The following is an 18,113-nucleotide window of genomic DNA, read 5'->3' on the forward strand; positions in this document are numbered from 1 at the left end:
TCGCGGCGCCGCATCGAGCACGCTCACGCGCGCGCCGCGAGCGCGCGCCGACGCCGCGACCTCGAGGCCGATGAAGCCGCCGCCGATCAGCACGATCCGCGCATCGGGCACGAGCCGCGCGCCGAGCACCGCTGCATCGTCGAGCGTGCGCAATGCGAATACGCCGTCGAGTTGCGCACCCGGAATCGCCAGGCGGCGCGCGCGGCCGCCGGTCGCGAGCAGCAGTGCGTCGTAGGTGAAGCCGCGGCCGCCCGATACGTGTACCTCGCGCGCAACCGGATCGATCCGCTCGACCGTCGCGACGAGCGGCTCGATGCCGTCCGCGCGCCACGCATCGGGGTCGCGCAGCCCGCATTGCGCCGCGCTGCGCTCGCCGGTCAGCACCCCCTTCGACAACGGCGGCCGCTCGTACGGCAGGTGCGCCTCCGCGCCGATCAGCACGATGCGCCCGCGCCAGCCGCCCTCGCGCAGCACCTGCGCCGCGCGGCCGCCCGCATGTCCCGCGCCGACGATCGCCATCACCCGGTCGTTCGCCATCGCGTCACACCTCGATCAGGATGCGGCCGTCCTCGACCTTCGCGCGGTAAGTGCGCAGTTTTTCGCAGGCCGGCGCCGACAGCGCGCGGCCGTCGCGCACGTCGAAACGCCCGTTGTGCTTCGGACATTCGATCACGTGGTCGATCACCAGCCCGTCCGCGAGATGCACGTGCTCGTGCGTGCACAGCCCGTCGCTCGCATACACGTTCCCGTCGATCCGGTAGATCGCATAGGTGCGGCCGTCGTGGTCGAAGCGGGCGACGTCCTCGTCGTCGATATCGTCGAGGGCGCCGGTGTCGATCCATTGCGTCATGATGCGTGTCTCCTTGGTTGGAATGTTCGATGCCGGTCATGCACGCGCGGTGTCCGGCACCGGCCGCACGACGTAATGGGACGGGTCGCGCGTCTGCCGGACCAGCGCCGGCACGATCTCCGCATACGCAGCCAGCGTGCTGCGGTACGGCGGCGGCATGTCGGCCTTCACGGCGTCGTGCAGCTTCGGCAGCGCGTGAAACGGCACCATCGGGAACATGTGGTGTTCGACGTGATAGTTCATGTTCCAGTACAGGAAGCGGAACACCGGATTCATCATCACGGTCCGGCAGTTGCGCCGGTGATCGAGCACGTTCTCGGGCATGCCCGCGTGCTGCGTGAGACCGAAGTACAGGTACAGCCACGCGCCGTAGAGGCTCGGCAACCCGATGTAGAGCAGCGGCAGGATCGTGTGCCAGTACAGCGCCGCGGCGATCACGACGGCATAAACGGTCAGATGAATCCGCGCTTCGCGCACGGCCTTCGGCCACTCCGATTCGGGCACGTAGGTGCGCTCCGCGTCGTCGAGCCGGCCGGCGAACGCGAGCACGACCATCTTGCGCAGCTCGCTCGCCACATGCTTGAGCGCAATCACGTTCAGCGCGAGCCCGAGCCAGTCGGTCGGCTTCGGCGCGGCGATCTCCGGATCGCGCCCGACGACGAGCGTGTCGGTGTGATGGCGCGCATGGCTCCAGCGCCATACCGTCGCGCGGCGGAACACCTGGAACGACGCGACCTGGTACAGCACGTCGTTCATCCAGCGCGTGCGGAACGCGGTGCCGTGCCCGCACTCGTGCCAGCGCGAGTCGGCCGGGCTGCAGTACAGCGTGCCGTACACGAAGAACGCGGGAATCGCCCACGCGGAATGCGCGCGCCATGCGAGCCACGCGAGCACGCCGCTCACGACGATCGCTGCGTACCAGATCAGCGTGTCGCGGATCGCGCGCGCGTCGTCGCGCTGCATCAGCTGCTTCATCAGCGGCCGCGGCACCGGGCACCGGTACCACTCGGCGTTGACGAGCCCCGCCGCCCGCGCACGCTCGCCGGCGCCGCCGATCATTCGGTATTCCTGACGGCGCGCCGCCGCGCTGCGCTCGTGCGCCTGGTCGTCCGTATGGGCCACGCGTGTCTCCTGGTTTTTCGTTCGCGGGAAGCGCGGCGAGCGCTTCGTCATGCATTCAAAATTAGGCGACGGCCCTGGCCGGCTCAATCGAAACGTTGACGAAATTTCGCCATCGCTTTAGCGTTCCGGACAGCGCCACGCACCGATGGCGACGAACAACATGGAGACGACCATGACCGACCCGTCCGGTCCGCGCTGGCGCAAGCGCACCGCGCGCTTCGACGAGATCGCGGCACTCGCCGGCGTCAGCACGACCACCGTCGACCGCGTGCTGAACGAGCGCGGCAGCGTGTCCGCGCAGGCGCGCGAACGCGTGGTGGCGGCCGCGCGCCAGCTCGGCGTGCCGCGCCAGTTGCCGGACACGCGGCACGGGCTGCTCCACGTCGACGTCCTGCTGCCGGACACCGACGCGCCGTTCTTCCGGCGGCTGCAGCAGGCGCTGCAGCGCTCGCTGCAGATGCTCGACCGGCGCGTGGTCGTGCACCGGACCATCCTGCCCGCCGCGGACGACGAACGCGCCGCCGCGCTGATCGAGCGGCCCGCCTATCGGCGCGCGGCGCTGATCGTCACGGCACGCGACACGCCGCGCGTGCGCGATGCGCTGGCCGGCGCGATCGCGCGCGGCGAAACCGTCGTCACGATGGTCACCGACATCGGCGGCGGCGCGCGCGTGCATTACGCGGGCATCGACAACTACCGCGCCGGGCGCACCGCCGGCTACTACATCGGCCGCCTCGCGGCGCGCCCCGGCCGCGTGCTGTTGCTGGGCGGACGCATGGGCTATCGCGCGCACGCCGACCGGATGGCCGGCTGCGTCGACCAGCTGAAGGAGGCGTTCGCCGCCCTCGGCTGCGACGATGCGCCGGTCGAAACGCTCGACCAGGACGACCGCTGCTACCGCGCGGTCACGAACGCGCTGCACACGTACGACGATATCGTCGGGATCTACAACAGCGGCGCCGGCTCGGCCGGCATCGAGGCGGCGCTGCGCAAGGCGGGCGCGGCCGGACGCGTCGTCTGGGTCGGGCACGAGATGATCGACCTGCACCGCACCTACATCGAGGCCGGCTCGATGGACATCGCGATCGACCAGGATCCGGACGGCCAGGCGATCTCCGCGCTGCAGCATGTGCTGCATGCGTGCGGCATCGTCGACCAGCCGCCGCCGGGCGACCCGGTCGAATTCCGCGTGTTCTGCTCTGCCAACGTGCGCACCAGCGCGTATCTGCAGACCTGACGCCGCGTCGCGCGTTGCGCGCAGGCGCGGCGCGAAAAATCGACCGCCGCATTGGCGATTTTTCGTCAACGTTTGTCATGCGGCGCGCGCGGCATGTCCGTACATTTGGCAGCCATCCACGGACCAGGACGGACGGGAGACGATGGCTGAAGCGATCCTCATCGGCGTGAACCTCGACGGCGTGCTCGAACACGACGGTCTGCCGCTGCCCACGCCCGCCGAGCGGTTCGGGATGATCGCCGGCGCCGGCGTGTTCGACTACGTCGAAAAGAACCCCGTGCGCGGCGAGGATCTGGCGCCGTACTTCGCGCTGGTCGACCGGCATGCGCTGCCGATTCGCGTGATCGGCGGCATCTGGTGCGCCGGCCGCGACGAAGCGCACGTCGACGCGATCATCGACGCCGGCGCGCGGTTCGGCAGCACGGTGCTCAACTGCCAGCTGTACGCGCACCATGCGGACGGCCATCCGTTGTCGGACCGCGAAGTCGCCGCCTTCTACCTGCGCGCGTACGAACGCGGCGAGCCGGTCGGCTGCCTGCCGAGCCTCGAAGTGCACGTCGACATGTGGAGCGAGGATTTCCGGCGCGTCGCGCGCGTCGCGCAATGCGTCGAGCAGGCCGGCGCGCCGTTCAGGATCACGCTCGACCATTCGCATCTGCTGTTCAAGATCGGCAATCGCGGCGAACTCGACGCGTCGGGCCTGCACGAGCCGGCCGGCAGCGCGCGCCACTTGCTCGACCCGGCGTCGCCGTCGGCCGTCTACGCCGACTGGATCGCACGCGGCTGGGTCCGGCACGCGCATGCGCGCAGCGTGATCCCGAACAATCCGGCGAACCGCTGGATGCGCCGCGCGGACGGCCGGCCCGGCCGCGGAATCCAGTACCCGTTCGTCGAACCGGCGCCCGGCGCCTATCACGGCGACTGGCATGCGGCGCCGCTCGACACGTGGAAGACGGCGCTGCGGCAGTTGCTGCAGTGGCAGGTCCAAACGCGGCCGACATCGCTCGAGCAAATCAGCTGCGAGTTCATCCCGTTTCCGGACTATGGCGGCGGCGCCCGCTATTCGATCTTCGACAACAACGTCGCGTGCGCGCAGTGGCTGCGCGACACGTGGCACGCGCTTGCCGCGCAGCCGGTGGACACGCCGGCCGGCGGCGACGCGCGCAGCTTCACCTGATTCGCCCGCCCTACCCGAGACCTGAGGACCGAACGATGACGCAACCAGCATTCCATTTTTCGCTGAACCGGATGAGCGCGCCGCGCCTGCCGCTCGACCGCTATGTCGCGCTGTGCCGGCGGCTCGGCGTCGACTCGATCGAGATCCGCAACGATCTCGACGGCGTCGAGATCACCGACGGCACGCCGGCCTCGGCCGTGCGCGCGACGGCCGAGGCCGGCGGCGTGACGATCCTGACGATCAACGCGCTGCAGCGCTTCGAGCAATGGAATGCCGAGCGCGCGGACGAAGCGACCGTGCTCGCCGACTACGCCGCGCAATGCGGCGCGCGCGCACTGGTGCTGTGCCCGACCAACAGCCGCGCCGACACGCGCGACGCCGACGCGCGCCACGCGGATCTCGTGAAGGCGTTGAACGCGCTCAAGCCGATCCTCGCTGCGCGCGGCCTCCTCGGCTTCATCGAGCCGCTGGGCTTCGAGGAATGCGCGCTGCGCCGCAAGTCGGACGCGGTGAAAGGCATCTACGCCGCGGCCGGCGAACAGGTATTCCGGCTCGTGCACGACACGTTCCACCATCACCTGTCGGGCGAGGACATCTTCTTCCCGAACCTGACGGGCCTCGTGCACATCTCGGGTGTCGAGGAAAGCGACCTGCCGGTCGACCGGATGCGCGACGGCCATCGCGTGCTGGTCGGCATGGCCGACCGGCTCGGCAACCTCCGGCAGCTGCGCGCGCTGCTCGCGCGCGGCTATCGCGGCGCATTCTCGTTCGAACCGTTCGCGAACGAGATCGCCGAAGCGGATGACATCGAAGACCGGCTGCGCGCCAGCATCGATTACCTCCGCGGCGAGCTCACGGCTCGCTGAGCGTCGCGGCGACGCGCGATCCGTCCGGCCACGCGTCGATGTTCGCGCCCGGCGGCGCGTACAGCCTGTCGAAGCGCACGCTGCGCTATACGACCGTCACGCACGTGCGCAACGCGAGCGGCTCGAATTTCTCGGCCGCGAACAACGACAACCTCGCGAATCCGCTGCCGGGCCGTTCGCGGACCGGCGCGAACATCGGCATCAACCATTCGTTCTGACGCCGCGCGCTGTCGGAACCCAACGGAGTCAACAGGAGAACGGCATGATCGAATTCGCTTTGTTCGGTGCGGGAAGAATCGGGAAAATCCACGCGGCGAATCTGGCGCGCCACCCGGGCGCGAAACTCAAGTACGTGGTCGATCGGCATGCGCCGTCGGCCGACACGCTCGCGCATGCGCACGGCGCGCAGGTCGCCGACATCGAACGCGCGCTCGGCGACACGTCCGTGCAGGCCGTCGTGATCGCATCGAGCACCGATACGCACGCGGACCTGATCGTCGCGGCGGCGAACGCGGGCAAGGCCGTGTTCTGCGAGAAGCCGGTCGACCTGAGCGTCGCACGCTCGCGCGAATGCGCGGAGGTCGTGCGCCGCCGCGGCGTCACCTGCATGATCGGCTTCCAGCGCCGCTTCGACCCGACCTTCGCCGCGCTGAAGGCACGCGTCGAGCGCGGCGACATCGGCGCGCCGGAAATGCTGGTCGTCACGAGCCGCGACCCCGGCGCGCCGCCCGTCGACTACATCCGCAGCTCGGGCGGCATCTTCAAGGACATGCTGATCCACGACTTCGACGTGTTCCGCTGGATCCTCGGCGACGAAGCGCAGACGCTGCATGCGACCGGCAGCTGCCTGACCGATCCGGCCGTGGGCGACGCCGGCGACCTCGATTCGACCGCCGTGACGATCCGCACGCGGCGCGGCCTGCTGTGCCAGATCAATACGTCGCGCCGCGCGGCGTACGGCTACGACCAGCGCTTCGAGCTGCTCGGCAGCAAAGGCATGCTGCAGGCCGGCAACGTGCGACCGACGGAAGTGACCGCGTGGTCGGCGAACGGCATCGCCACCGACGTGCCGGAGCCGTTCTTCCTCGAGCGCTACCGGCACGCCTACGCGGCCGAGATCGCGCACTTCGTCGATGCGCTGCGCGACGGCACGCCGGTCAGGACAACGATCGACGACGGGCTCGCCGCGCTCGAGCTGGCGGAGGCCGCGATGACGTCGTGGCAGACGGGGCGCGTGATCGAGGTGTGACGCGCGCGCTGTCGCACGGCGCCGGCGCACCGCCGCCGTGCGGCGATACCGGGCCGGATCCGGTACGCCGGATCGGCCCGGCCGCGCAAGCGGCTCGCCGAACGGTGCGCGGCACGGCCGCGAAAGCACGTATCATGGCGGCATGATCGGCGTCGCCGACACCCGCCTTTTCACCACCATGCTCGATCACCTTATCTGCGACTGCGACGGCGTGCTCGTCGACAGCGAAGTCATTGCCGACCGCGTGCTGTTCGAAACGCTGTCCGCCACCTTCCCCCACCTCGATTTCGAAGACGCCGCGAAGTCCGCGTTCGGCCAGCAGACGTCGCGCTTTCTCGCCGGGCTCGAAGCGCATTTCGGGATCCGGATGCCGGACGACTTCATCGAGACCATCGAGCGCAACATCGAGACCGGTCTCGCGCAATCGCTCGCGCCGATCACCGGCGTGCGCGACGCGCTGCTGAAGGTCAGCCTGCCGGCCGCGGTGGTATCGAACAGCCGGCTCGTGCGCGTGCGCAGCTCGCTGAAGCGCGCGTCGCTCACCGAAATCTTCGGCGATCGCGTGTTCAGCTCCGAGCAGGTCGCGCGGCCGAAGCCCTACCCCGACGTGTACCTGCACGCGGCGCAGACGCTCGGCGTCGCACCGGAGCGCTGCATCGTCGTCGAGGACAGCGTGTCGGGCCTGAACGCCGCGCGCGCGGCGGGCATGAAGACGATCGCGTTCGTCGGCGCGAGCCACATCCCCGACAACTACGCGGACGCGCTGCGCGCGATGGGCATCACGCGGATCATGCGCAGGATGGATGAACTGCCGGCGCTCGTCGCGGCCGGCCTGCGCGGCGAATTCGGCGACGTGCAGTCCTGACGAGCGGCCGCGCCGGAGCGACAGAACCGGCGTGCGGCTCGATGCGCACGCCGTACCGCGGGCGCATCGGCGCGCCCGCCACACCGGCTGTCAGGCCGGTTCGCAGCAGCGCTCGCGCGCGGCCGCCAGCGCCTCGCGGAATTCGACCAGCTCCGCGATCGTCAGCATCGGCAGCCCGTGCTGCTGCGCGAAACGCTCGACGTCATCGCCGCGCGTCATCGTGCCGTCCGGATTCATCAGCTCGCACAGCACGCCGGCCGGCTTCAAACCCGCGAGGATCGACAGGTCGACCGTCCCTTCGGTGTGGCCGCGGCGCGCCAGCACGCCGCCCGGTTGCGCACGCAACGGAAACACATGGCCGGGGCGCACGATGTCGTACGGCTTCGCGTCGTCGGCGATCGCCGCGCGAATCGTCGTCACGCGGTCGGCCGCGGACACGCCGGTGTGCACGCCTTCGCGTGCCTCGATCGATACGGTGAACGCGGTGCCGTTGCGGCTTTCGTTGGTCTGCACCATCGGCGGCAGCTCGAGCGCGCGGACCTTGTCGTCGGTCAGGCACAGGCACACGATGCCGCTGCACTCGCGGATCAGGAGCGCCATCGTCTCGGGGGTGATGCGCTCGGCGGCGACGATCAGGTCGGCCTCGTTTTCCCGGTCGTGATCGTCCTGCAACACGACCGCGCGGCCCGCGCGCAACGCGTCGAGCGCGGCGGCGATGCGCGGCGGCACCGGTTCGGAATCGAGCAACGGGAGATCGGCAAAGGCGTCGGCGGGTGCCGACGAAACGGACGTGAAGGACATGTGAAACGCTCCTCGCAATTTCGATTGGGGCGAAAAACGTTTCAGGGCATTGCAAACAGACAGAACGACAACCCGCTTCGCACGCACGGCGAAGCGGCCCTGACGGACATGACTATCTGCACATCTTCTCTCATCCGGACTATGACCGTCGGCTCTGGCATTCGACCAGATCTGCTGACCCCGCGCGGTTGCGCGGGCGCTCGCGGGCTCGCCGGCTTTCGCCAGCCTACCGCCGGTGGGGAATTTCGCCCCGCCCTGAAGACGCACTGATTACCGGCCGGGAGTTGCCCCGGAACCGGCGGGCCAAGCATACATCAGCTGCGCGCGCCGCGCAGCGAACCACACCTAAAACCTTACTGACGACTCCGTCTAACGGCATCGTCCGAACGGCCGATATCAAGCCGACGCCAGGCCGGCGCGGCCGTCCCGAACGGCATCGGCGCCGGCCCGACACCGGACCGGCAGCCGCACGCGCTCAACCAGCCGCGTGCGCGGCGTCGGGCACGAGCCAGCGCGGCGGCACTTCGGGGCTCACCGTCACGCGGAACGCGCGCGCCTCGCTGTCGCCCGGATTGCGCAGGCTGTACGGCTGGTCGGCGTCGAACACGATTGCGTCGCCGGTCGCGAGCAACTGGCGGCGATCGTGCACGCTGACTTCGAGCGTGCCCTCGCTGACGACCAGGTTGACCGTCGTGCCGGGCGCGCGGCGCGTGCCGGGCTCCGTGTGCAGCGGCGCAATCCGCAGCTCGTGGAATTCGGCCGCGGCCGGTTCGCCCTCCGGATACAGCGCACGCGCCGAGAAACGGCCGCTCGAGCTGACGACGCGCGCCGCGCGCTCCGCCGCCAGGTGCTCGAAGCCGTTCACGGCGTGGCGGCGCAGGAAGGCAGCGACCGACACCTTCAGCGCCGCGGCGATCTTGCAGAGCACCTTGATCGACGGCACGCTGCGTGCGGATTCGATCTGCGCGAGCATCGCGCGCGATACGCCGGACAGACGTGCAAGCGCATCGAGCGACAGCTGCCGCTCGGCGCGCAAGCGCGCGAGGTTCACGCCGACGACCTGCTCGAGGACGTCGAGCGACGCGGACGTCCGCGCGCCGGCGGCCTCGCCGGACTCGAAGGAAGACACGTCGCGCACCAGCGCCAGGGATGAAGACATAGCATGGCCTCCGGGCCGCCGTGCGGCCCTGCGAATGGGGTGAGCCGGAATCGGGTTGCGCCACGAACGGCGCGTATCGAGACGCTATCACCCGGCCCTGCCCCGGCAAACGAAGTTATCTTCACACCGTTATCAGCATCGCGGAGGAATGCGTTCCTCGCGAACGTTTTCCCGTCGCGATGGCGTCGGCGCAGCGCCGCTCAATGCGCGGCCGGCGCCGCGCCGCGCGCCGGCGCGCGCGCATCGAGCCGCATCGCGAACCACGTGACGACGAGCGCCGCGAACGTCACCGCAACGGCGACCCACGGCAACGCATCGAGCGCGAAGCCGTGCTGCAGCGCCAGTCCGCCGAGCCACGCACCGCCCGCATTGCCGACGTTGAATGCGCCGATGTTCAGCGTCGACGCCAGATGCGGCGCGCTCGCTGCCTTCTCGACGACGCGCGCCTGCAGCGGCGGCACCGTCGCGAACGCGGCGATCCCCCACACGAACACCGTCGCCGCGGCCGCGACCGGCAGGTGGCTCGTCTTCGCGAACACGGCCATCACGGCCATCAGCGCGACCAGGATCGCGATCAGCGACGGCATCAGCGCGCGGTCGGCAAGCTTGCCGCCGAGCGTGTTGCCGACCGTCAGCCCGGCGCCGAACAGCACGAGGATCAGCGCGACTGCCCGCGGCGAATAGCCGGTGACGGTTTCGAGGATCGGCGCGATGTACGTGAACACGACGAACACGCCGCCGAAGCCGAGCACGGTCATCAGCAGGGCGAGCCAGACCTGCGGCTCCTTCAGCACGCGCACTTCGTGGCCAAGGCCGACGGGGCCGCCGTCATGACGGTTCGGCACCAGCAGCGCGACGCCGCCGAGCGACAGCACGCCGAGCGCGGCGACGATCCAGAACGACGCGCGCCAGCCGAGCAGCTGGCCGACGAACGTGCCGAACGGCACGCCGAGCACGTTCGACAGCGTGAGGCCCGTGAACATCAGCGCGATCGCGCTCGCGCGCTTGTCGGCCGGCACGAGCGACGCGGCGACCACCGCGCCGATCCCGAAAAACGAGCCGTGCGCGAACGACGTGACGACGCGCGCGACCATCAGCATCGCGTAGCCGGACGCGGTCGCGCACAGCACGTTGCCGACGATGAAGATCGCCATCAGCAGCAGCAATGCGGCCTTGCGCGGCATGCGGCTCGTCAGCACCGCGAGCAGCGGCGCACCGACCGCGACGCCGAGCGCGTAGCCCGTGACGAGCAGGCCCGCCGACGGCAGCGACACGGCGAGGTCGTGCGCGACTTCGGGCAGGAGCCCCATGATGATGAATTCGGTGGTGCCGATGGCGAAGGCGCTGATCGCGAGCGCCAGTAACGGGATGGGCATGACGTTCTCCGGAAGGCGGCGGACGCGGCGCCCGGTCGGTGCCGCACCGCACAAAAAGCGGGATGTGCGCGCATTGTCCCGAATACGCCTATCTTTGATAATTGGCGTGGCATTTGAACCATTTTCAAAAGATTCTGGAAAATCCAATGGATCGACTGGGCGACATCCGGCTGTTCGTCGAGGCGGCGGAACTGGGCAGCCTGTCCGCGGCCGGGCGCAAGCTGAACCTCACGCCGGCCGCCGCGAGCGCGCGCCTCGCGAAGCTCGAGGCAAAGGTGGCGACGCGGCTGTTCGAGCGCTCCACCAGACAGCTGCGGCTCACCGACGAAGGCCGGCTCTACCTGAACTGCTGCCGGCAGGCGCTGCAGGCGCTCGACGACGCGCACGCGCTGCTGCAGGAAGGCCGCAACGTGGTGGCCGGCAAGGTGCGGCTGTCGTCGACGTCCGATTTCGGCCGCAACCAGCTGCTCGACTGGCTCGACGAATTCACCACGCTGCATCCGGGCGTCACGTTCTCGCTGACGGCGTCCGATTCGGCGTCGAACCTGTGGCAGGACGAAATCGACCTCGCGATCCGCTTCGCCGCGCCGCCCGACGGCGCGTTGATTGCGCGCCGGCTCGCCGCGAACCGGCGCGTGCTGTGCGCGGCGCCGTCGTTCGTCGCGCGCCACGGCGTGCCGGCCGATCCGCACGATCTGGCCCGCTTTCCCTGCAACGTGATCACGATCGCGTCGGGGCCGATGAACACGTGGCGCTTCACGCGCGGCGACGAAGTACAGACTCACACGGTGCCGGTGTCGACCGCATTCGAGACCAACGACGGCGGACTCACCCGCGAATGGACGCTGCGCGGGCACGGCATCGCGCTGAAGTCGCTGTGGGACATCGCCGACGACGTGCGCGCCGGCCGGCTGCGCGTGCTGCTGCCCGACTGGCGGCATCAGGACGCGCCGCTGCACGCGATCTATCACAGCAAGCGCTACATGGCGCCGCGCGTGCGCGTGCTGCTCGACTTCCTCGCCGAACGCTTCGCGCGCGAGGAAGCGGCGCTCGACGACCTGCTCAACGCGTGCCGCTGACGCTGACACCGACGCTCGCCGCGCCGCCATATCAGGGTCGGAGCGCGACGAATGGCGTCGCGCGGCTGCAACCCGCCACCCGCCCGGGACGGCGTGTAAAGCTATAATGGAAGGCTTGCCCGACGGCTTTTCACGAGTTCAGGCTCGCTCGACGCGCACCGCGCGCCCCGGTCCGCCACGCGGCGCCGGCACGAGCCGCTGCACCGTCTGCAGCCGTCCCGATACACCCTTGACGACGCCCCCAGGTCAACCACTGCGAACGGCGAATCCCCATGACGAAAAAAGTTTACGTAAAGACCTTCGGCTGCCAGATGAACGAGTACGACTCGGACAAGATGGTGGACGTGCTCAATGCGGCCGAAGGCCTCGAAAAGACCGATACCCCGGAAGACGCGGACATCATCCTGTTCAACACGTGCTCGGTGCGTGAGAAGGCGCAGGAAAAGGTGTTCTCCGACCTCGGCCGCGTGCGCGAGCTGAAGGAAGCGAAGCCGGGCCTGCTGATCGGCGTCGGCGGCTGCGTCGCCAGTCAGGAAGGCGCGTCGATCGTGTCGCGCGCACCGTACGTCGACCTCGTGTTCGGCCCGCAGACGCTGCACCGCCTGCCGCAGATGATCGACCAGCGCCGCGCGAGCGGCCGTGCGCAGGTCGATATCTCGTTCCCCGAGATCGAGAAGTTCGACCACCTGCCGCCCGCGCGCGTCGAGGGGCCGAGCGCGTTCGTGTCGATCATGGAAGGCTGTTCGAAGTACTGCAGCTACTGCGTCGTGCCGTACACGCGCGGCGACGAAGTGTCGCGCCCGCTCGACGACGTGCTGACCGAAGTGGCCGGCCTCGCCGACCAGGGCGTGCGCGAAGTCACGCTGCTCGGCCAGAACGTGAACGCGTACCGCGGCGCGCTGACGGCCGGCTCGACGGAAATCGCCGATTTCGCGACGCTGATCGAATACGTCGCCGACATCCCCGGCATCGAGCGCATCCGCTACACGACGTCGCACCCGAAGGAATTCACGCAGCGCCTGATCGACACCTACGCGAAGGTGCCGAAGCTCGTGAGCCACCTGCACCTGCCGGTCCAGCACGGCTCCGACCGCATCCTGATGGCGATGAAGCGCGGCTACACGGTGCTCGAATACAAGTCGGTGATCCGCAAGCTGCGCGCGATCCGCCCGGACCTGTCGCTGTCGACCGACATGATCGTCGGCTTCCCCGGCGAGACCGAGGAGGATTTCGACAAGATGATGGCGCTCGTGCACGAGATGAGCTACGACACCAGCTTCTCGTTCATCTACAGCCCGCGCCCCGGCACGCCGGCCGCGAACCTGCACGACGACACGCCGCGCGAGGTCAAGCTCAAACGCCTGCAACATCTGCAGGCGACCATCGAGGAAAACGTCGCGCGCATCAGCCGGTCGATGGTCGGGAAGGTCGAGCGGATCCTCGTCGAGGGCCCGTCGCGCAAGGATCCGAACGAACTGTCGGGCCGCACCGAGAACAACCGGGTCGTGAATTTCCCGGCGCCGCTCGCGTCGCACCCGCGCCTGATCGGCCAGATGATCGACGTGAAGATCAATCATGCGTACCCGCATTCGCTGCGCGGCGAGCTTCTGCTCGTGAGCGACGACGCGAGCGCGGCCACCCACTGACCGACTGACGCTCAACAGGAGCCCGACGCTACTTTGAAGACCGTCCAAGCACTGGAATTCACCGCGCCGCGCGAAGACAACGCGCGCCTCGCCAACCTCTGCGGCCCGCTCGACGAGAACCTGCGGCAGATCGAACAGGCGCTCGACGTCACGCTCGCGCGGCGCGGCCACCGGATCACGATCCGCGGGCGCGGCGCGAAGCTCGCGCTCGCGGCGCTCGAGAACTTCTACAACCGCTCGCGCGATCCGCTGTCGGTCGACGATATCCAGCTCGCGCTGGTCGAAGTGCGTCACACCACCGGCAACGGCCGCCAGGACACGCTCGACGTGCGCTTTCGCGGCGACCCGGACCATCCGTTCGACGAACCGGCCATACAGCTCGACGACGCGGGGCCCGAGGAGGAACCTGGGCCGAAGCTGTACACGCGGCGCGCCGACCTGCGCGGCCGCACGCCCGCGCAGCGCGAGTACCTGAAGCAGATCCTGTCGCACGACGTGACGTTCGGCATCGGGCCGGCCGGCACCGGCAAGACCTACCTCGCGGTTGCGTGCGCGGTCGACGCGCTCGAGCGCGACCAGGTCAAGCGGATCGTGCTGACGCGCCCGGCCGTCGAGGCCGGCGAGCGGCTCGGCTTCCTGCCGGGCGATCTCGCGCAGAAGGTCGACCCGTACCTGCGGCCGCTGTACGACGCGCTGTACGACCTGCTCGGCTTCGACAAGACGGCGAAGATGTTCGAGCGCCAGATGATCGAGATCGCACCGCTCGCGTACATGCGCGGCCGCACGCTGAACCACGCGTTCATCATCCTCGACGAGGCGCAGAACACGACGCCCGAGCAGATGAAGATGTTCCTCACGCGGATCGGCTTCGGCTCGAAGGCCGTCGTCACCGGCGACACGAGCCAGGTCGACCTGCCGCGCGGGCACAAGAGCGGCCTCGTCGAGGCGCAGCAAGTGCTCGGCGGCGTGCGCGGCATCGCGCTCACGCGCTTCACGAGCGTGGACGTCGTGCGTCATCCGCTCGTCGCACGCATCGTCGAGGCGTACGACGACTTCCACGCGCAGCACAAGGACGCGTGACGCACGGGCGGCGCCCGCGCGCCGCACCGGCCCACGGCCCGGCCCGCCCGACGGCGCGCCGGGCTTTTTTTCGCCTGCGGGCGGCCGGTCCGAATTCGGGAGCGATCGGCCGTTTGGTGTATCCTCAACGCGTTCCAATCGCCGCACCCGTCATGAAATCTTCCCGTTCTCGCAAGTCCGGGCGCGACCAGTCCGCCGCGCCCGATTCCCCCCGTCTTTCGCTGTTCGATGCGAAGGGCAAGGCCAGAACCGTCGACGCGCAAGGGCTGCGAATCGACTTCCCGGACGGCCGCAGCCTGATGTTCGACCTGTCGGGCAGCTCGGGCGACGCAGCCGTCGCGATCGTCGCGCAGCACAACGATCCGGCGATGCGCGCGAAGCTCGCACTGCAGCCCGAGCATTACGACAGCGTGACCCTGCACGTGGGCGCCGAGCCCGCGCCGCGCGATGAGGAAATCGCGGAAATGGCGGACGAGCCGCGCGAGCTCGAGCTCGACCTGTCCGTGCAGTACGGCGACGAAATCACCGGCGACGTCCGCAAGGCTTGCCCCAAGCGCAAGCTGATCGCCGAATGGATCGAGCCGGCGCTGTTTGCGAGCGCGCAGCTCACCGTGCGCTTCGTCGGCGAGGAAGAAGGCCGCACGCTGAACGACGGCTACCGCCACAAGGACTACCCGACCAACGTGCTGACCTTCGCGTACGATCCGGCGCCCGACGGCACCGTGATCGGCGACCTCGTGCTGTGCTGCCCGGTCGTCGAGAAGGAAGCGCACGAACAGGGCAAGCCGCTCGCGGCCCACTACGCGCACCTGCTGGTGCACGGCGCGCTGCACGCGCAGGGCTACGATCACGAGACGAGCGAAGAAGACGCCGCCGAAATGGAAGCGCTCGAAGTCGCCATCCTCGCGAAGCTGGGCTTCCCGAACCCGTACCAGTAAGAGCCGTCCGCGCCATGCGCCACGCCGCAATGCTGCCGCCTGTCTACCCGCCGTCGATCGGCGAGGGACGGCTGCTGACGCAAGACGAGCTCGCGGCGTCGCTCGCGCACACGATGCGCGACTGGGACGGCCAGCAGGATCTCTGGCTGTTCGGCTATGGCTCGCTGATCTGGAACCCCGGGCTGCCGACCGTCGCCGCCGTGCGCGGCAAGGTACACGGCTACCATCGCGGGCTCTACCTGTGGTCGCGCGTGAACCGCGGCACGCCCGAACGTCCGGGCCTCGTGCTCGCGCTCGATCGCGGCGGCTCGTGCTCGGGCATCGCATTTCGGCTCGCGGGCCCGACCGCGCAGCCGCATCTCGAGACGTTGTGGAAACGCGAGATGCCGATGGGCTCGTACCGGCCCGCGTGGCTGCCGTGCTCGCTCGAGACCGGCGAACGCGTGACCGCGCTGGCCTTCGTGATGCGCCGTGACGCGCCGACCTACACGGGCAAGCTGACCGACCCCGTCGTGAAGGAGGTGTTCGGCTGCGCGGCCGGCCGCTACGGCACGACGCTCGACTACGTGAGCCGCACCGTGGAGGCGCTGCGCGCGAGCGGCATCCCCGATCGCGCGCTGGAAGGGCTGCTCGCGCGATGCCGGTGACGTTCGACAGGCCGGCTCGCGCCACGCCCATGCATGCGGAAGGAGGCCCCGCGGGAGGCCCCGCGCCCATGAAACCGTCACGTAGATCGCGCGGCGCGCTGGCCGCGCTGCTCGTCGCCGCGAGTGTCGCGCTGTCCGGCTGCGGCATCCTGGGCTGCGGCGGCGCCGCGACCAACGGCGCGGCGGGCGGCGGCTGTTCGGCCGGCATGCGCTTCTGAATTTCCGAGCCTGCGCGCGCCGCCCCGGCCTGCCCGGCCCGCGACGAAATGCCGCCGGCATCGACCGACCGGCCGGTCGCCGTTGCGCCCCGCTTTTTTGCCGCCGCTGCCCCGCCGCCTCGTTCTGAGATAGGATGGATACGAAGGACGGCGGCGCCCGGCGCGGCCGTTCCCGAGCGGGGCTTGCGCGCGCCGCCTGCTCCCGGCCGGACGGCCGGGGTGACACGGCCGCGCCATGCCCTTGGTGTATCCTTGCCTACTCCGTGACCGCGCGCCCCGGCATGACCCGGGCGCACCACCATGAACGATTCGTATCCCAGTCGTAAGCTCACCGACAAACCGCAAGAAAAGCGCTCGCTGCTCGAGCGCCTGACCGACTTCATCTCGCCCGAGCCGGAATCCCGGACCGAGCTGCTGGAAATCCTCCAGGACGCCCACGAACGCAATCTGATCGACGCCGATTCGCTGTCGATGATCGAAGGCGTGTTCCAGGTGTCCGACCTGTGCGCCCGCGACATCATGGTGCCGCGCGCGCAGATGGATGCGATCAACATCGCCGACAAGCCTGAAGACTTCATCCCGTTCGTCCTCGAGAAAGCGCACTCGCGCTACCCCGTGTTCGAGGAGAACCGCGACAACGTGATCGGCGTGCTGCTCGCGAAAGACCTGCTGCGCTTCTATGCCGAAGAGGAATTCGACGTGCGCGGGATGCTGCGCCCCGCCGTGTTCATTCCCGAATCGAAGCGCCTGAACGTGCTGCTGCACGACTTCCGCGTGAACCGCAACCACCTCGCGATCGTCGTCGACGAATACGGCGGCGTCGCGGGCCTGATCACGATCGAGGACGTGCTCGAACAGATCGTCGGCGACATCGAGGACGAATACGACTTCGACGAAGAGGCCGGCAACATCATCTCGGGGCCGGATGGCCGCTACCGCGTGCGCGCGCTCACCGAGATCGAACAGTTCAACGAATCGTTCGGCACCGACTTCCCCGACGACGAGGTCGACACGATCGGCGGGCTGATCACCCATCATTTCGGCCGCGTGCCGCACCGCGGCGAGAAGCTGCAGCTCGGCAACCTCGTGTTCGAGATCCAGCGCGGCGATGCGCGCCAGGTCCACGTGCTGCTGGTGCGCCGCAACCCGCACGCGAGCCGCCGCGCCGAAACCTCGCACGAAGACTGACCGTCTCGCGCCGGCCGCGTCTCCTTCAACCGCTCGCCCCCTTTCGCTTCACATGGACGATCCGATCCCGTCCCGCCCGGCTGGCGGCCTTCTCGCGCCGGCGCCCGGCCGCGCGCTGCCGCGCTGGCACTATCCGGCCGCGCTGCTCGCCGGCGCGGCCAATACGCTCGGCTTCGCACCGACCCCGCATGGCGGCTGGTTGCAGCTCGTCGTATTCGTCTGGTTTTTCGCGCAGCTGACGCGCACGTCGAGCTGGCGCGGCGCCGCGCTCACGGGCGGCGCGTTCGGCTTCGGCAACTTCATCACCGGCATCTGGTGGCTCTACATCAGCATGCACGTGTACGGCGAGATGGCCGCGCCGCTCGCGGGCGGCGCGCTGGTGCTGTTCTCGCTGTACCTGTCGCTGTACCCGGCGTTCTCGGCCGGGCTGTGGTCGTTCTGCGCGGGCCATGCGTGGCATCGCCGCGAAGCCGACCCGCGGCCGTTCTCGCCGACCTGGCACGGCGCGTTCGCGTTCGCGAGCGCATGGGCGCTCGGCGAATGGCTGCGCGGCACCGTGTTGACCGGCTTTCCGTGGCTCGCGAGCGGCTATCCGCAGGTCGACGGCCCGTTCGC

General features: G+C 69.4%; 19 protein-coding genes, 1 pseudogene and 1 riboswitch. Of the genes and pseudogenes, 14 read left to right on the forward strand and 6 right to left on the reverse strand.

Annotated elements, in window-relative coordinates:
• From F3J14_RS25960 to F3J14_RS25970, 3 genes are all read right to left on the reverse strand, one after another.
• Positions 1–537: FAD-dependent oxidoreductase (locus F3J14_RS25960; RefSeq protein WP_166725405.1), on the reverse strand; the 537-nt coding region annotated here is incomplete at its 3' end.
• Between the two features lie 4 nt (positions 538–541).
• Positions 542–850 (reverse strand): non-heme iron oxygenase ferredoxin subunit, encoded by a 309-nt coding sequence (locus tag F3J14_RS25965; RefSeq protein ID WP_011657860.1) that lies wholly within the window; start codon positions 848–850, stop codon positions 542–544.
• Between the two features lie 36 nt (positions 851–886).
• Positions 887–2,023 (reverse strand): fatty acid desaturase family protein, encoded by a 1,137-nt coding sequence (locus F3J14_RS25970; protein WP_166725406.1) that lies wholly within the window; start codon positions 2,021–2,023, stop codon positions 887–889.
• A gap of 121 nt (positions 2,024–2,144) precedes the next feature.
• Between F3J14_RS25970 and F3J14_RS25975 the strand changes: the two genes are divergently transcribed.
• From F3J14_RS25975 to F3J14_RS26000, 6 genes are all read left to right on the forward strand, one after another.
• The gene (locus F3J14_RS25975) at positions 2,145–3,209 is read left to right on the forward strand and encodes a LacI family DNA-binding transcriptional regulator (protein WP_105834568.1); all 1,065 of its coding nucleotides are present in this window, start codon (positions 2,145–2,147) and stop codon (positions 3,207–3,209) included.
• A gap of 142 nt (positions 3,210–3,351) precedes the next feature.
• A complete protein-coding gene (locus F3J14_RS25980) occupies positions 3,352–4,386 on the forward strand; it encodes a xylose isomerase (protein WP_166725407.1) in 1,035 nt (344 codons plus the stop codon).
• Between the two features lie 35 nt (positions 4,387–4,421).
• Complete coding sequence (locus F3J14_RS25985) at positions 4,422–5,252, forward strand: TIM barrel protein (RefSeq protein ID WP_166725408.1); 831 nt, start codon at positions 4,422–4,424, stop codon at positions 5,250–5,252.
• Between the two features lie 38 nt (positions 5,253–5,290).
• Positions 5,291–5,470: a hypothetical protein gene (locus F3J14_RS25990; protein WP_166725409.1), complete on the forward strand. Its 180-nt coding sequence runs from the start codon at positions 5,291–5,293 to the stop codon at positions 5,468–5,470.
• 44 nt (positions 5,471–5,514) lie between these two features.
• Complete coding sequence (gene iolG / locus F3J14_RS25995) at positions 5,515–6,501, forward strand: inositol 2-dehydrogenase (protein WP_166725410.1); 987 nt, start codon at positions 5,515–5,517, stop codon at positions 6,499–6,501.
• Between the two features lie 178 nt (positions 6,502–6,679).
• Positions 6,680–7,366, forward strand: a complete 687-nt coding sequence (locus F3J14_RS26000) for an HAD family hydrolase (RefSeq protein ID WP_166725411.1) — start codon at positions 6,680–6,682, stop codon at positions 7,364–7,366.
• Between the two features lie 90 nt (positions 7,367–7,456).
• On the opposite strand, the gene ribB is transcribed toward F3J14_RS26000, so the two are convergent.
• From ribB to F3J14_RS26015, 3 genes are all read right to left on the reverse strand, one after another.
• Positions 7,457–8,167 carry a 3,4-dihydroxy-2-butanone-4-phosphate synthase gene (gene ribB, locus F3J14_RS26005; RefSeq protein ID WP_166725412.1) on the reverse strand — a complete coding sequence of 237 codons (711 nt, stop codon included), beginning with the start codon at positions 8,165–8,167 and terminating at the stop codon, positions 7,457–7,459.
• Positions 8,168–8,285: 118 nt separating this feature from the next.
• Positions 8,286–8,434, reverse strand: a riboswitch (FMN riboswitch).
• Positions 8,435–8,642: 208 nt separating this feature from the next.
• Positions 8,643–9,326: an XRE family transcriptional regulator gene (locus F3J14_RS26010; protein WP_166725413.1), complete on the reverse strand. Its 684-nt coding sequence runs from the start codon at positions 9,324–9,326 to the stop codon at positions 8,643–8,645.
• A 200-nt stretch (positions 9,327–9,526) separates the two neighbouring features.
• Complete coding sequence (locus tag F3J14_RS26015; RefSeq protein WP_166725414.1) at positions 9,527–10,702, reverse strand: MFS transporter; 1,176 nt, start codon at positions 10,700–10,702, stop codon at positions 9,527–9,529.
• A gap of 146 nt (positions 10,703–10,848) precedes the next feature.
• On the opposite strand from F3J14_RS26015, the gene F3J14_RS26020 reads away from it, so the two are divergent.
• The 8 genes and pseudogenes from F3J14_RS26020 to F3J14_RS26055 form a co-directional block, all read left to right on the forward strand.
• Positions 10,849–11,781, forward strand: a complete 933-nt coding sequence (locus tag F3J14_RS26020) for a LysR family transcriptional regulator (RefSeq protein ID WP_011657870.1) — start codon at positions 10,849–10,851, stop codon at positions 11,779–11,781.
• 272 nt (positions 11,782–12,053) lie between these two features.
• Positions 12,054–13,427 (forward strand): tRNA (N6-isopentenyl adenosine(37)-C2)-methylthiotransferase MiaB, encoded by a 1,374-nt coding sequence (gene miaB, locus F3J14_RS26025; protein ID WP_011657871.1) that lies wholly within the window; start codon positions 12,054–12,056, stop codon positions 13,425–13,427.
• Between the two features lie 33 nt (positions 13,428–13,460).
• On the forward strand, positions 13,461–14,507 hold the full coding sequence (locus F3J14_RS26030; protein ID WP_166725415.1) for a PhoH family protein: 1,047 nt from the start codon (positions 13,461–13,463) through the stop codon (positions 14,505–14,507).
• Positions 14,508–14,659: 152 nt separating this feature from the next.
• Entirely contained in the window at positions 14,660–15,445 is a 786-nt protein-coding gene (gene ybeY, locus F3J14_RS26035; RefSeq protein WP_166725416.1) for an rRNA maturation RNase YbeY, read from the forward strand.
• Positions 15,446–15,459: 14 nt separating this feature from the next.
• The gene (locus F3J14_RS26040; RefSeq protein ID WP_166725417.1) at positions 15,460–16,092 is read left to right on the forward strand and encodes a gamma-glutamylcyclotransferase; all 633 of its coding nucleotides are present in this window, start codon (positions 15,460–15,462) and stop codon (positions 16,090–16,092) included.
• Between the two features lie 68 nt (positions 16,093–16,160).
• Positions 16,161–16,310: a hypothetical protein gene (locus tag F3J14_RS26045; RefSeq protein WP_166725418.1), complete on the forward strand. Its 150-nt coding sequence runs from the start codon at positions 16,161–16,163 to the stop codon at positions 16,308–16,310.
• Positions 16,311–16,610: 300 nt separating this feature from the next.
• Positions 16,611–17,498, forward strand: a complete 888-nt coding sequence (locus F3J14_RS26050) for a transporter associated domain-containing protein (protein WP_006755523.1) — start codon at positions 16,611–16,613, stop codon at positions 17,496–17,498.
• A 52-nt stretch (positions 17,499–17,550) separates the two neighbouring features.
• Positions 17,551–18,113 (forward strand): annotated as a pseudogene (locus F3J14_RS26055) (apolipoprotein N-acyltransferase); the annotation flags it as partial.

Origin of the sequence: Burkholderia sp. Tr-862 (assembly GCF_011753085.1) — a bacterium.
In the GTDB taxonomy this organism is placed as follows: Bacteria; Pseudomonadota; Gammaproteobacteria; order Burkholderiales; family Burkholderiaceae; genus Burkholderia; species Burkholderia ambifaria.

Excerpts from the sequence above, each read along its gene's own strand:
- F3J14_RS25965 (WP_011657860.1), bottom strand. The coding sequence starts at position 850 with ATGACGCAATGGATCGACACCGGCGCCCTCGACGATATCGACGACGAG.
- F3J14_RS25970 (WP_166725406.1), bottom strand. The coding sequence starts at position 2,023 with ATGACGAAGCGCTCGCCGCGCTTCCCGCGAACGAAAAACCAGGAGACA.
- F3J14_RS25975 (WP_105834568.1), top strand. The coding sequence starts at position 2,145 with ATGACCGACCCGTCCGGTCCGCGCTGGCGCAAGCGCACCGCGCGCTTC.
- F3J14_RS25980 (WP_166725407.1), top strand. The coding sequence starts at position 3,352 with ATGGCTGAAGCGATCCTCATCGGCGTGAACCTCGACGGCGTGCTCGAA.
- F3J14_RS25985 (WP_166725408.1), top strand. The coding sequence starts at position 4,422 with ATGACGCAACCAGCATTCCATTTTTCGCTGAACCGGATGAGCGCGCCG.
- F3J14_RS25990 (WP_166725409.1), top strand. The coding sequence starts at position 5,291 with ATGTTCGCGCCCGGCGGCGCGTACAGCCTGTCGAAGCGCACGCTGCGC.
- iolG (WP_166725410.1), top strand. The coding sequence starts at position 5,515 with ATGATCGAATTCGCTTTGTTCGGTGCGGGAAGAATCGGGAAAATCCAC.
- F3J14_RS26000 (WP_166725411.1), top strand. The coding sequence starts at position 6,680 with ATGCTCGATCACCTTATCTGCGACTGCGACGGCGTGCTCGTCGACAGC.
- ribB (WP_166725412.1), bottom strand. The coding sequence starts at position 8,167 with ATGTCCTTCACGTCCGTTTCGTCGGCACCCGCCGACGCCTTTGCCGAT.
- F3J14_RS26010 (WP_166725413.1), bottom strand. The coding sequence starts at position 9,326 with ATGTCTTCATCCCTGGCGCTGGTGCGCGACGTGTCTTCCTTCGAGTCC.
- F3J14_RS26015 (WP_166725414.1), bottom strand. The coding sequence starts at position 10,702 with ATGCCCATCCCGTTACTGGCGCTCGCGATCAGCGCCTTCGCCATCGGC.
- F3J14_RS26020 (WP_011657870.1), top strand. The coding sequence starts at position 10,849 with ATGGATCGACTGGGCGACATCCGGCTGTTCGTCGAGGCGGCGGAACTG.
- miaB (WP_011657871.1), top strand. The coding sequence starts at position 12,054 with ATGACGAAAAAAGTTTACGTAAAGACCTTCGGCTGCCAGATGAACGAG.
- ybeY (WP_166725416.1), top strand. The coding sequence starts at position 14,660 with ATGAAATCTTCCCGTTCTCGCAAGTCCGGGCGCGACCAGTCCGCCGCG.
- F3J14_RS26040 (WP_166725417.1), top strand. The coding sequence starts at position 15,460 with ATGCGCCACGCCGCAATGCTGCCGCCTGTCTACCCGCCGTCGATCGGC.
- F3J14_RS26045 (WP_166725418.1), top strand. The coding sequence starts at position 16,161 with ATGAAACCGTCACGTAGATCGCGCGGCGCGCTGGCCGCGCTGCTCGTC.
- F3J14_RS26050 (WP_006755523.1), top strand. The coding sequence starts at position 16,611 with ATGAACGATTCGTATCCCAGTCGTAAGCTCACCGACAAACCGCAAGAA.